The organism is Paenibacillus helianthi (assembly GCF_001909055.1).
GTDB lineage: Bacteria > Bacillota > Bacilli > Paenibacillales > Paenibacillaceae > Paenibacillus_AQ > Paenibacillus_AQ helianthi.
The window spans coordinates 81,020-93,558 of the sequence record NZ_LVWI01000036.1 but is presented as its reverse complement, the minus strand read 5'-3'; the positions used below and the strand labels follow the sequence as shown (position 1 = coordinate 93,558).

At 49.5% G+C, this 12,539-nt stretch carries 12 protein-coding genes and 1 tRNA gene; 11 read left to right on the top strand and 2 right to left on the bottom strand.

The annotated features are described in order from the left end of the window. Positions 1 to 6 precede the first annotated feature (6 nt). The 6 genes from A3844_RS11620 (at position 7) to A3844_RS11595 (ending at position 5,416) form a co-directional block, all read left to right on the top strand. On the top strand, positions 7 to 942 hold the full coding sequence (locus A3844_RS11620) for a gluconeogenesis factor YvcK family protein (protein ID WP_167374670.1): 936 nt from the start codon (positions 7 to 9) through the stop codon (positions 940 to 942). A gap of 35 nt (positions 943 to 977) precedes the next feature. Beyond that, positions 978 to 1,907, top strand: coding sequence for a DNA-binding protein WhiA (whiA, locus tag A3844_RS11615; protein ID WP_074088725.1), 930 nt, complete (start codon positions 978 to 980; stop codon positions 1,905 to 1,907). 96 nt (positions 1,908 to 2,003) lie between these two features. Then, the gene (locus A3844_RS11610; RefSeq protein ID WP_019914358.1) at positions 2,004 to 2,273 is read left to right on the top strand and encodes an HPr family phosphocarrier protein; all 270 of its coding nucleotides are present in this window, start codon (positions 2,004 to 2,006) and stop codon (positions 2,271 to 2,273) included. Positions 2,274 to 2,499: 226 nt separating this feature from the next. Further along, on the top strand, positions 2,500 to 3,258 hold the full coding sequence (locus tag A3844_RS11605; RefSeq protein ID WP_074088726.1) for an SIMPL domain-containing protein: 759 nt from the start codon (positions 2,500 to 2,502) through the stop codon (positions 3,256 to 3,258). Between the two features lie 286 nt (positions 3,259 to 3,544). Continuing rightward, positions 3,545 to 4,645, top strand: coding sequence for a PdaC/SigV domain-containing protein (locus tag A3844_RS11600; RefSeq protein WP_074088727.1), 1,101 nt, complete (start codon positions 3,545 to 3,547; stop codon positions 4,643 to 4,645). A gap of 132 nt (positions 4,646 to 4,777) precedes the next feature. Then, positions 4,778 to 5,416, top strand: coding sequence for a GDSL-type esterase/lipase family protein (locus A3844_RS11595; protein WP_074103416.1), 639 nt, complete (start codon positions 4,778 to 4,780; stop codon positions 5,414 to 5,416). Positions 5,417 to 5,499: 83 nt separating this feature from the next. Here the strand turns inward: A3844_RS11595 and clpP are convergent, their stop codons facing one another. Both clpP and A3844_RS11585 read right to left on the bottom strand, forming a co-directional pair. Continuing rightward, positions 5,500 to 6,096 carry an ATP-dependent Clp endopeptidase proteolytic subunit ClpP gene (gene clpP, locus A3844_RS11590; RefSeq protein ID WP_074088729.1) on the bottom strand — a complete coding sequence of 199 codons (597 nt, stop codon included), beginning with the start codon at positions 6,094 to 6,096 and terminating at the stop codon, positions 5,500 to 5,502. A gap of 192 nt (positions 6,097 to 6,288) precedes the next feature. After that, positions 6,289 to 6,363: transfer RNA gene (locus A3844_RS11585), tRNA-Arg, on the bottom strand. A 331-nt stretch (positions 6,364 to 6,694) separates the two neighbouring features. Here A3844_RS11585 and A3844_RS11580 point away from each other — a divergent pair. The 5 genes from A3844_RS11580 (at position 6,695) to gpmI (ending at position 12,504) form a co-directional block, all read left to right on the top strand. Then, complete coding sequence (locus tag A3844_RS11580; RefSeq protein ID WP_074088730.1) at positions 6,695 to 7,747, top strand: sugar-binding transcriptional regulator; 1,053 nt, start codon at positions 6,695 to 6,697, stop codon at positions 7,745 to 7,747. A 116-nt stretch (positions 7,748 to 7,863) separates the two neighbouring features. Then, a complete protein-coding gene (gene gap, locus A3844_RS11575) occupies positions 7,864 to 8,874 on the top strand; it encodes a type I glyceraldehyde-3-phosphate dehydrogenase (protein ID WP_074088731.1) in 1,011 nt (336 codons plus the stop codon). Between the two features lie 112 nt (positions 8,875 to 8,986). Beyond that, on the top strand, positions 8,987 to 10,168 hold the full coding sequence (locus A3844_RS11570) for a phosphoglycerate kinase (protein ID WP_074088732.1): 1,182 nt from the start codon (positions 8,987 to 8,989) through the stop codon (positions 10,166 to 10,168). A 33-nt stretch (positions 10,169 to 10,201) separates the two neighbouring features. Then, positions 10,202 to 10,957, top strand: coding sequence for a triose-phosphate isomerase (gene tpiA / locus A3844_RS11565; RefSeq protein WP_074103415.1), 756 nt, complete (start codon positions 10,202 to 10,204; stop codon positions 10,955 to 10,957). A 2-nt stretch (positions 10,958 to 10,959) separates the two neighbouring features. Then, positions 10,960 to 12,504 (top strand): 2,3-bisphosphoglycerate-independent phosphoglycerate mutase, encoded by a 1,545-nt coding sequence (gpmI, locus tag A3844_RS11560; protein ID WP_074103414.1) that lies wholly within the window; start codon positions 10,960 to 10,962, stop codon positions 12,502 to 12,504. Positions 12,505 to 12,539: the final 35 nt, after the last annotated feature.

Genomic DNA, 12,539 nt, shown 5'->3' with positions numbered 1-12,539 from the left:
GTCGTTATGGGTGGAGGTACGGGATTGTCTGTTATGCTTCGCGGTTTGAAGGAAAAGCCGCTTGATATTACAGCGATCGTTACGGTTGCGGATGACGGGGGAAGCTCTGGCATACTGCGCAGCGAACTGCAAATGCCGCCCCCTGGCGATATCCGCAATGTACTGACAGCAATGGCTGATGTAGAACCGCTTATGGCCCAGATCATGAAATACCGCTTCAGCAGCGGAGAAGGCTTGGCCGGGCATAGCCTCGGGAATTTGATTCTGGCGGCGCTTACGGACATTTCCGGTGACTTTGTCACTGCGGTCCGGGAGCTTAGCCGGTTATTCGCCGTGCGCGGACGCGTCTTGCCTGCTGCTGGCGAAGCTGTAGTGCTACACGCTGAGATGGCTGATGGCTCTATGATTACAGGTGAGTCCAAAATCCCTGAAGCCAGAGGAGTCATCAAACGGGTCTCCCTGGAGCCGGCAGATGTAGAACCGCTCCCGGAGGCACTGGAGGCCATCCGCAATGCCGACGCCATCCTGTGCGGTCCTGGCAGTCTGTACACGAGTATTCTTCCTAATTTGCTGGTGCCTAAGCTGGCGGAGGCTGTTGTGGCCTCGGACGCGATCAAAATTTTTGTCTGCAACGTGATGACCCAGCCCGGGGAAACAGACAACTACACGGTTAGTGACCACCTTCAGGCCGTCTATGACCACGTAGGCCTTCATTTGTTCGATTACGTGATCGTGAACGATGGCGAGATTCCTGAGCAGGTCCAGTTAAAGTATGCAGAAAAGGGTGCCCGGCCCGTACAGCTTGACCTTGATGTAGTGGATGGCAACGGCTACAAAGTGATTGCCGACAAGCTGGTATTATTCAAGACCTATCTGAGGCATGATACAGATAAGCTTAGTCATCATATTTACCAGCTTGTGAAAGACTGGATTTCCAGATAAGTCTATTTTGTAGGAACATGAAAGAGGTGAGCCCCTTGTCTTTTGCGGCCCTTACCAAAAAAGAGCTGACGATGGTGGAGAGCCAGCCTTGCTGTGAGAAAGCAGAGATGTCCGCGCTGATCCGGATGAATGGTTCGGTGCAGCTTTCAAGCAAAAAGGTAGTCCTCGACATTTCGACGGAGAACGCCGCGATTGCAAGGCGGGTATATTCTTTGCTTAAGAAATATTACCAGGTCCATATCGAGCTGCTCGTGCGTAAAAAAATGCGTTTGAAGAAGAATAACGTCTATATCGTGCGGATTCCAAACCGCGTTCAGGAAATTCTCAAGGATCTGCGGATCGTCTCCGAAGGCTTCATCTTCACGGATGGGATCGACCACGAAATTGTCGGCAAGAACTGCTGCAAACGCGCATACCTGCGGGGGGCGTTTATGGCGGGAGGATCGGTCAATAATCCGGAGGGATCTTCCTATCATCTGGAGATTGCTTCGATGTACGAGGAGCACTGCAAGGCGCTCGTGGATCTGGCAGGTGAATTTCATCTGAATGCCCGCTGCATTGAGCGCAAAAAAGGCTTCATCCTGTACATCAAGGAAGGCGAGAAAATCATCGAGTTTCTGAGCCTGATCGGTGCACATCAAGCACTGTTCAAGTTCGAGGATGTGCGGATTATGCGTGACATGCGCAATTCCGTGAACCGGATCGTCAACTGCGAAACGGCCAACCTGAACAAAACCATAAGTGCGGCGGTGCGGCAGATCGAGAATATCAAGCTGTTGCAGCGTGAGGTGGGGCTGGAAAGCCTGCCGGATAAGCTGCGCGAAGTAGCCGAGATCAGACTGGCACACCCGGATATCAACCTTAAGGAAGTTGGCGAAATGCTGAAAGGCACAGTCAGTAAATCGGGAGTAAATCACCGTTTGCGCAAAATTGACGAGCTGGCTGATAAGGTCCGGGGTGGCTGATTATTTTTTTTCTAGTGCGGTTGCGGTTATAATGATATAATATTATAAAATTAATGTGAAATTTTGGGCAGATCTCAAATAGGGGGTAAGCGTTTCATGACAAAGCACCCGGTAGTTGTACGGTTGAAGACGGGGCTTCACGCTCGGCCGGCAGCATTGTTCGTGCAGGAAGCTAACAAATTCTCGTCGGAGATTTTCGTGGAAAAAGACGATAAAAAAGTGAACGCTAAAAGCATCATGGGTATTATGAGCCTGGCGATCAGTTCCGGCACGGAGATTTATATCAGCGCGGACGGCGCCGATGCGGACCAAGCTGTAACCGCTTTGACAAGTCTTGTCAGCAAAGAAGAGCTTGAGAACCAGTAATTGTTGCAAGGCCTTACTTTTAAATGGTATGACAAAAAGCCCTCCGGGGCTTTTTTTAATGTCTGTGTATAGAGAGGTATAGGAAAGGATAAGGTTACGGTTATCTGCTCCTGTGGTCTTGTATGACTTTTTTTCTTTTCTATTGAGATGATATGCAACTTTTGCCAAGCCGCGCCGTCTAGAGAGTACCAACAACAATTACAAATAACGAAAGGGGATGGCAAACATGAATGCATGGAGCAAAAAGCTCGGAGCGGTAATGCTGGCAGGGAGTTTGATGATAGGGGGGATGGCTTTGAGCGGAGCATTCCAAGGCCCTGAAAAGGCTTACGCCGCAGAAGAGGCCCAGAGAAACATCGTCAATGTGACTGGCAAAGGAGAGCTTTCCATCAAACCGGACGTTGTCTATCTGTCTATCGGGGTAAGCACTTCGGCAGCAACGGCAGAAGAGGCGCAGAAAACTAATGGAGCCAAAATCACCAAGATCACCACACTGCTGAAGACGACTTGGGGCATTGCAGATAAAGATGTTCAGAGCACCCAATTCAGCGTACAACCGAACTACAGCTATTCTGATAAAGATGGCCAACAGGTTAAAGGCTACATTGCCCAGCATACGTTGAAGGTAACCTATCGTGATCTAACCAAGGTTGGAGCGCTGCTGGATGCCGCTTCTAACGCAGGAGCGAACAACATTGGCAATGCCCAATTCGCCATTGAAGATCCGTCAGCCTTTGAAGCGCAGGTGATTGAAAAAGCCATGACCAATGCAGATGTAAAAGCTGGAGCTATTGCCAAAGCAGCCAAACGCAGCCTGGGCCAGGTCATTACGGTCACACAGAATGATGACGGCAACAACCCAGTGATCTATATGGAAAATGCGGCAATGTCCAAAGCAGCGGCAGATACAGCCGGCGGCACTTCCGTTGAGCCGGGAGAAGTGAAGGTTTCAACACAGCTTACCGTAATGTATGAGCTGAAATAGTCCGTTTTCCTCAAGAGGCGCTTCTTCTGCTGGTTACAGCAGGGAGCAGTGCCTCTTTTTTTGCGGGAAATGGTTGCGAGATCTCTCATTTTGTTTAAAGAAATGTAATAAGCAGCACTGAAATGATCGGCGAAGCTTAAGAAATTGTAAAGGGCTTTGTAACAACCGTTGCTCCTGATGTCTCTATAATGGGAAGAGTGGAAACAAGGGCAGCAAGCAGGCTGCTCTACGGTATTCTGGGATTTTCATCAAATCTATCATCGTATTAGCGGAAGGGGATAACCATATGAAGAACATCAAGAAGAAACAAGCCCTCACATGGGGGGCAGGTATTATGGCGGCAGGGATTCTGCTAAGCGGAGGGATTCTGCCCGCAGGGACCAGTCAGGCTGCTTCGGCTGCGGTTAAGGCAAATGCGGAACATTCGCTAGTGGTGCTGAAGGTAAACGGGAAGATTACACCTCAGACTGGTGTTGTCCATGAAGGGAAAGTATGGGTGCCGGTGACTTTTTTACGCGATTCACTGGGTATGTCCTTGACCTATGATAAGGCAGAAAAGGTCTATACAATCGGTAAAGGAACAACGAAGGTTAATCTGTCTCTCACCGATTACGAAATTTCAATCCGTGTGAATAATTATTATCTAAATGGTTATCAAGCCCAAAATATCAACAATCGGCTGTTCGTTCCGCTTGATCTGCTGAGCGATTATCTGGGGTATAAGGGGGACTATAGTGCGGCTACAGGCGCTTTGAATGTCGTCAGCAAACCGCAAAATGCGATCACCATAAAGACGGAGAGCATCGTTAAGGAAAGTAAGGACACACCGGTCAAACTGGATTATCCGCAGATCAGCGGTCTGGTGAATGCCAAGGCCCAGCAAACGATCAACGATACAATTAAGCAGACACTCAACAAGTTTGCAGCTGAAGCAGAGAAGGAAATTGCGAATAGATCCTCGGACGACCGGCCGTATGAGTTCGACGGCGGCTATGTGATCACGTACAATCAAGACGGCATACTCAGTCTGATCACGACCCAGTACAGCTATACTGGCGGTGCCCACGGCATGACTTACCGCAATGCATTCACGTTCTCTCTGAAGGACGGCAAGCGCCTCCTGATCGGGGATTTACTGAAAGCCAACCCGAACTATAAAAAAGAGCTTAATGCCAAGCTGTCCAAGCTAATCAAAGCAGAGGGCGGTTACCTGGGAGGCTTCACCGGCCTGAATACAGAGAAGAATTTTTATGTGAAAGACGGAAAATTGGCAGTATTCTTCCAAATTTATGAATATACAGCATATGCTTCCGGGTTCCCTGAATATGAGTTCACCTTCAAGGAGCTTCTGCCAGATGGAAGCAGCCCGTTCGCTAGTCTGAAATAAGTGCATTCTTGCATAAAACAGGAGATTAGCCCGCTCCGCTAATGCCGTATATGGACACCTTCCCGTTGCCTGGTACCTCCCCCGTTCATAAGCTAAAGGAGAAACCAGCTTAACAAGCGGGGAGGGAAGGAAATGAGTTATCTCTACACGGCCATTGGTGATTCCTTGACGACCGGATTTGGAGCGTTGCCGGGTAATGGCTTCGTACCCGTTTACCGCAGAATGGCAGAGCGGCGGCTCCGCGCTCCAGTCGGATCGGTCAATCTTGGTATCAATGGTCTAACTACCGCTGCATTGGAACAACGTCTAAGCCGTGACCCCATGTTCCGCCAAGCTGTCCGGGATGCAGATATTGTTACGTTGTCCATTGGCGGAAATGATCTGATCAAAGCAGCCAAAGCCGTGTCATTTCGTCCGGGTCACCTGTCTCCGGCGCTGGAACGGGCGCTTTACGCATGTAAAAGAAACTTCAGCGAGATTATGGGTTCACTCTGGCAGTTAAAGAACGGGAGCCGCCGGCCCTATATCATCCGGATGGTTGGACTCTATAATCCTTATCCCCAGTTATCGGAAGCTACAGACTGGGTACGCCAGTTTAACGGCTATGTTGCGGGTTACAGCAGCAATGTATGCGGGTTTGCCTCCATCTATTATGAGTTCGCCGGCAATGAGCGTGGACTGCTGTCACTGGATCATGTCCATCCTAACGGCAGAGGGTACCGTGTAATCGCCGGGAAGCTCGATGCCTTGGGTTACAGCCGGCTGGGATAACGAATTGCTGCTACACATACAAAAGAGGCTGCTCTAGACCATCATATGATGGTCCAGGCAGCCTCTTTTGCATGTGCTGAGAGTTATACGCCTGCAGGCAGCGTCTTCTCAATAACCTTATCGACAATACCGTATTCAGCTGCTTCAGCAGCGGTCATGAAGTAGTCGCGGTCGGTATCCTTCTCGATGCGCTCCAGCGGTTGGCCAGTGCGTTCAGATAGGATACGGTTCAGCTTGTCGCGGAGCTTAAGGATACGGCGGGCACGGATTTCGATGTCTGTAGCCTGTCCTTGAGCACCACCCAGCGGCTGGTGGATCATGATTTCACTGTTGGGCAACGCGAAGCGTTTGCCCTTGGCACCGGCATTCAGCAGGAAAGCCCCCATGGAAGCGGCCATGCCCACACAAATGGTGGAAACATCCGGTTTAATGTATTGCATTGTATCAAATATAGCCATTCCGGCTGTGATGGAACCACCAGGGCTGTTCACATACAGATGAATATCCTTATCCGGATCCTCGGCAGCCAGGAAGAGCATTTGGGCGATGATGGAATTGGCTACCACGTCATTAACCTCCGTTCCGAGGAAAATGATGCGGTCCTTCAGCAGGCGGGAATAGATGTCATAAGCGCGCTCACCGCGGTTGCTCTGTTCTACTACCATAGGAATATAACTCACGTGGAAAACCTCCTTGAATTGGTTCTTCGAATGTGTTCATTTTTACTGTTACCGTATTAACCACATGATAAACAAATTCAAACAAAAAGTCAAAGAAAGTCAAACTTAGTTTATAAAAAAAGAGCCAACAAGCGGCTCTTTGGTTAAATACTATAGGTGGTACTGCTAAAATATGTACAAAAGTGAAATTAATGGCGCGCCCGCCAAGAATCGAACTTGGATCTCAGGCTTCGGAGGCCTACGTCATATCCATTGGACCACGGGCGCAACAGAAATTATTATAATCTATTTAGGGTTCAAATGCAACGGCTTAATCACTCTGCTGTAAAAATATCTTTGTCTTCTTCTAATATGCGGCCTCCAGCATTCGGGGAAATTCATTTACAGGGCTTTTATCCGGGAGTCACAGGACTTTCAGCACTTTCCATGACACGGCAGATGTATAAGATGAAAAGAGGTTGAGAATTATAGTCTCGGAAGACTTGCACTCCGCGTAATATTTGGGTAGAATATGGGTGGGACTTAAAAAGTTAACCCGGGACGTTTTAAGACCATGGACAAGGGAATAAGAGGAAGACGAAGTTGCAGGAGTGAAAGCATGCGTAATTTATTAGAAATCCAAAAGCAGCTTCTGCCTGATCTCATGGAAACCCTTAAGAGACGTTACACGATTCTACATCAGATCATGCTGTCCGATATTATTGGGCGCAGAACGCTTGCCGCATCGCTGGATATGACAGAGCGGGTGCTGCGTGCCGAGACGGATCTTCTGAAATCGCAAGGGCTCATTGAGATCGAGAGCGTAGGCATGCGCGTAAGCGATGCGGGGCGCAGACTGCTTGACCTGCTGGAGCCAATCGCCAAGAGCCTGTTTGGTCTGGATGATCTGGAAGATAAAATTCGTACAACGTATGGTCTGAACAAAGTTATTGTTGTACCTGGTGATTGCGAGACGTCGCCGTTCACGAAGCGTGAGCTGGGACGCGCCGGCGCCAAGGCATTGCTTGGTGTACTGCGGTCGGATGATACCATTGCCGTTACGGGCGGTTCAACGCTTGCTGAAATGGCTGATCAGCTCACGCCTCCGTTATCCCTTTCCTATAAGAACGCTTGGGTTGTTCCGGCGCGCGGGGGATTGGGTGAGAGCATGGAGATCCAGGCTAACACCATCGCTTCAAAGATGGCCAAACGGATGGGAGCCAATTACCGCCTTCTGCATGTGCCTGATTTACTTAGTGAAGATGCTTACCAGTCACTGGCGCTCGACGCAAATATTGGAGAGATCGTGCAAATTATCCGCAGATCACGAATTATTGTGCATGGTATTGGGGATGCCATTGAAATGACCCGCCGCCGCAAGCTGGATGAGACTACAGTCTCGGAGATTCAGGAAGAAGGAGCGGTTGCCGAATCGTTCGGCTATTATTTCAATGAAGAAGGTCAGGTTGTTCATACCATGCTGACTATGGGGCTCCGCCTTGAGGATATTATCCGCACGGAAGTGGTTGTCGGGATTGCAGGAGGTAAACGCAAGGCGAAAGCCATTCATGCGATGCTGCGGTTCGGGCAGGAGGATATACTCGTTACCGATGAGGCGGCTGCTGTCGAAATTGGCAAAGAAATTGACAATCAGATCCAGGCAGTCCTATAGATTCCAGAATATGGGGAGCAAGCAAAGGACTTATGCATTATACTTAACATTGTTGTCTTGACGAGCCTCACGGCCTGTCTTGAATAAATAAAACGAAATCTAGGAGGAACTATTCAATGAGTGTAAAAGTTGGTATTAACGGTTTTGGACGTATTGGACGCCTTGCATTCCGCCGTATTCAAAATGTAGAAGGTATCGAAGTGGTAGCAATCAATGACTTGACTGACGCTAAGATGCTTGCTCATTTGCTTAAATATGATACAACTCAAGGTAAATTCCAAGGCGATGTTGAAGTGCATGACGGCTTCTTCAAAGTTAATGGTAAAGATGTTAAGGTTCTTGCTAACCGCAACCCTGAAGAACTTCCTTGGGGAGAGCTTGGCGTTGATATCGTTCTGGAATGCACAGGTTTCTTCACCACTAAAGAAGCCGCTGAAAAGCACCTTAAAGGTGGAGCTAAGAAAGTAGTTATCTCCGCTCCAGCTACAGGCGACATGAAAACTGTTGTTTACAACGTTAACGATGACATCCTTGACGGTTCCGAAACAGTAATCTCCGGCGCTTCTTGCACAACGAACTGCCTGGCTCCAATGGCAAAAGTCCTGAACGACAAGTTCGGAATCGTTGAAGGCCTGATGACTACTATCCACGCTTACACAGGTGACCAGAATACTCTTGATGCTCCACACGCAAAAGGCGACTTCAGACGTGCCCGCGCTGCTGCTGAGAACATCATTCCTAACACTACCGGTGCTGCAAAAGCTATCGGTCTGGTAATCCCAGCACTGAAAGGCAAACTTGACGGTGCAGCACAACGTGTGCCTGTAGCTACTGGTTCCCTGACTGAGCTGGTTACTGTTCTGGATAAGAGCGTAACTGTTGAAGAAATCAACGCAGCAATGAAAGCAGCTTCCGATCCAGAAACTTACGGCTACACTGAAGATGAAATCGTATCTTCCGACATCAAGGGTATGACTTTCGGTTCCCTGTTCGATGCTACACAGACTAAGGTCCTGACTGTTGGCGACAAACAACTGGTTAAAACTGTTGCTTGGTATGACAATGAAATGTCCTACACTGCACAACTCGTTCGTACTTTGGAGAAATTCGCTAAACTGGCTCAATAATACCGATTTCAAATAAGCAGCATCTATAGAGCGGAAACAGAAGTTCCTTGTTTCCGCTCTTTCTAAATGAATTCGTGGTTGTACCAATTTTGGGTGTGGAGGAAAATTAATCATGAACAAAAAAAGTGTCCGTGATGTAGAAGTGAAAGGCAAGCGCGTATTCGTACGTGTAGATTTCAACGTGCCAGTGGAAGACGGCAAGATCACAGATGATACCCGTATCCGCGAAACCCTTCCAACAATTAAATACCTGATTGAGAATGGTGCAAAGGTCATTCTGGCCAGCCACATGGGCCGTCCTAAAGGCCAATTCGTTGATTCCATGCGTTTGACATCGGCTGCTGTGCGTCTGTCCGAGCTGCTCGGCAAACCGGTAGCCAAAGCTGATGAAGCTATCGGCGAAGCAGTAAAAGCAAAAATCGCTGAACTGAACGATGGCGATGTGCTTGTGCTTGAGAATGTCCGTTTCTATCCGGGCGAAGAAAAGAACGATCCTGAATTGGCTAAGCAGTTCGCAGAACTGGCTGATCTGTTCGTCAACGACGCATTCGGCGCAGCTCACCGTGCACATGCTTCCACTGAAGGTATCGCTCACTTCCTGCCGGCTGTATCCGGTCTTTTGATGGAGAAGGAACTGTCCGTTCTGGGCAAAGCTCTTTCGAACCCTGAACGTCCTTTCACTGCCATCATCGGCGGCTCCAAAGTTAAAGACAAAATCGACGTTATCGACAACCTGCTGACTCTGGCTGACAACGTATTGATCGGCGGCGGCCTTTCTTACACCTTCACCAAAGCTCAAGGCTTCGAAATCGGCGAATCCCTGGTAGATAACGAGAAGCTCGAAGCTTCGCTCGGATTTATCGAAAAGGCTAAAAAACTTGGCAAGAACTTCCTGCTCCCGGTAGACGTTGTTGTAGCTGACAAGTTCGGCGCAGACGCGAATACCAAGGTAGTAGACATCAATGAAATCCCGGCAGGCTGGATGGGTCTGGACATCGGTCCTAAGACTCGCGAACTCTATGCTGATGTGATCAAGAACTCCAAGCTGGTTGTATGGAACGGACCTATGGGCGTGTTCGAAATCGACATCTTTGCTGAAGGAACCAAGGCTGTAGCTCAGGCTTGCGCAACAACCGAAGGTTATACGATCATCGGCGGCGGTGATTCCGCAGCAGCTGCAGAGAAATTCCACCTGGCTGACCAAATGGACCATATCTCCACTGGCGGCGGCGCATCACTCGAGTTCATGGAAGGCAAGGCACTTCCTGGCGTAGAAGCACTGAACGACAAGTAAGACGTAGAAGGTAGAAGGAGGCATTCCATTACTATGAGCAGAACACCTATTATCGCCGGGAACTGGAAAATGTTCAAAACCGTTTCCGAAGCGGAAGGCTTTTTCGCTGAAGTCAAAGGCCAAGCAGAAGTGAAAGGCGTAGAAACCGTAATCTGCGCACCATTCACGAACCTGCCGGCACTGGTTGCAGCAGCCAAGGGTACCAGCATTAAGATTGGCGCACAGAATCTGCACTTCGAAGATAACGGAGCCTACACAGGCGAAATCAGCGGCGTAATGCTGAAAGACCTTGGTGTAGATTACGTGATCATCGGCCACTCTGAACGCCGTGCATACTTTGGCGAGACAGACGAAATCGTGAACAAGAAGATGCATGCGGCATTCCGCCACGGCATCACTCCAATTGTATGTGTAGGCGAAAAGCTCGAAGAGCGTGAAGCTAACCAGACAAAAGATGTTTGCAAAGTTCAAACCGAAGGCGCATTTGCCGGCCTTAGCGCAGAGCAGGCTGCAAGTGTCGTTATTGCTTATGAGCCAATCTGGGCTATCGGAACAGGTAAATCCTCTACTTCCCAGGATGCCAATGAAGTTATTGCTTACATCCGTACGCTTGTAAAAGACCTGTACGATGAAGCGACTGCTGAAGCAGTGCGTATCCAATACGGCGGCAGTGTGAAGCCTGAGAATGTTACGGAGTACATGAGTCAGAGTGACATCGACGGCGCGCTCGTCGGCGGTGCCAGCCTGCAGCCTGCTTCGTTCGTTTCATTGGTTGAGGGGGCGAAGTAAGGATGTCAGCACCAAAACCCGTTGCTTTGATCATCATGGATGGTTTCGGTCTGCGTAATACGACTGAAGGCAACGCTGTTGCCCAAGCCAACAAGCCGAACTATGACCGTTACCTGAAGCAGTATCCGAACACTACGCTTACCGCTTGCGGCGAAGCTGTGGGCCTGCCGGAAGGACAGATGGGGAACTCCGAAGTGGGTCACCTTAACATCGGTGCCGGCCGGATCGTATACCAGGACCTGACCCGTATCGATAAGTCGATCCGTGATGGGGAATTCTTTGAGAACGAAACACTGGTTGCTGCTGTAAGAAGCGCTAAGTCAACCGGCAAGAAGCTTCACCTGTATGCGCTTGTATCCGACGGAGGGGTGCATAGCCATATCAAACACCTGTTTGCTATGCTCGATCTGGCCAAGAAAGAAGATATGCACGAAGTGTATATTCATGCTTTCATGGATGGCCGCGACGTTCCTCCTGACAGCGGACAGAAGTTCGTTCAGGAGCTGATCGCCAAGATTGAAGAAGTGGGCGTAGGCAAGATTGCTACGGTATCCGGACGGTACTTCGCGATGGACCGTGACAAACGCTGGGAACGTGTAGAGAAGGCTTACCGCGCTATGGTTTATGGCGAAGGCCCGAAATATACTGATGCTCTGCAGGCGATTACTGGATCTTACCAGAACTCTGTATATGATGAATTTGTTGAGCCTAGCGTAATTGTAGACAGCGAAGGCAAACCGACAGCGACTGTTGAGAGCGGCGATTCCGTCGTGTTCCTCAACTTCCGCCCGGACCGTGCTATTCAGCTGTCCCAGGTATTCACGAATTCGGATTTCCGCGGCTTCGACCGGGGTCCATTATTCCCGCAGAACCTGCATTTTGTATGTTTGACTACATTCAGTGAGACTGTTCAAGGCTATGTGGCATATTCGCCTAAGAACTTGGACAATACACTGGGTGAAGTGCTTGTACAGCAGAACAAGAAGCAGCTGCGTATCGCGGAAACCGAGAAGTATCCGCACGTAACCTTCTTCTTCAGCGGTGGACGCGATGAAGAGCTTCCTGGCGAAACCCGTATCCTGATTAACTCACCAAAAGTGGCAACCTATGATCTTCAGCCTGAGATGAGCGCATACGAAGTGGCGGCGGCCTGCGTAGCGGAAATCGAGGCAGACAGACAAGATGCCATTATCCTGAACTTTGCGAACCCTGACATGGTAGGACACTCCGGTATGCTGGAGCCAACCATCAAGGCTGTGGAAGTAACGGATGAATGTGTGGGTAAGGTTGTGGATGCAGTTGTAGCCAAAGGCGGCGTTGCCATCATCATTGCCGACCACGGTAATGCGGATATGGTGTTTGACGAGAATGGTCGTCCGTTCACGGCACATACCACCAACCCGGTTCCTTTCATTGTAACCACCGAAAATGTTGTACTGCGCGAATCCGGTATTCTCGCAGACGTGGCACCAACGATCTTAGATCTGATGGGACTTCCGCAGCCTGCGGAAATGACCGGACAGTCCATGATTGCCAGCCGCAAATAGTCAGTACCCTGCCAGACCTGCAAGACTATAACCTA

Coding starts and splice junctions, on each gene's coding strand:
- A3844_RS11620 (WP_167374670.1), top strand. CDS start 7: ATGGGTGGAGGTACGGGATTGTCTGTTATGCTTCGCGGTTTGAAGGAA.
- A3844_RS11610 (WP_019914358.1), top strand. CDS start 2,004: ATGACAAAGCACCCGGTAGTTGTACGGTTGAAGACGGGGCTTCACGCT.
- A3844_RS11605 (WP_074088726.1), top strand. CDS start 2,500: ATGAATGCATGGAGCAAAAAGCTCGGAGCGGTAATGCTGGCAGGGAGT.
- A3844_RS11600 (WP_074088727.1), top strand. CDS start 3,545: ATGAAGAACATCAAGAAGAAACAAGCCCTCACATGGGGGGCAGGTATT.
- A3844_RS11595 (WP_074103416.1), top strand. CDS start 4,778: ATGAGTTATCTCTACACGGCCATTGGTGATTCCTTGACGACCGGATTT.
- A3844_RS11580 (WP_074088730.1), top strand. CDS start 6,695: ATGCGTAATTTATTAGAAATCCAAAAGCAGCTTCTGCCTGATCTCATG.
- gap (WP_074088731.1), top strand. CDS start 7,864: ATGAGTGTAAAAGTTGGTATTAACGGTTTTGGACGTATTGGACGCCTT.
- A3844_RS11570 (WP_074088732.1), top strand. CDS start 8,987: ATGAACAAAAAAAGTGTCCGTGATGTAGAAGTGAAAGGCAAGCGCGTA.
- tpiA (WP_074103415.1), top strand. CDS start 10,202: ATGAGCAGAACACCTATTATCGCCGGGAACTGGAAAATGTTCAAAACC.
- gpmI (WP_074103414.1), top strand. CDS start 10,960: ATGTCAGCACCAAAACCCGTTGCTTTGATCATCATGGATGGTTTCGGT.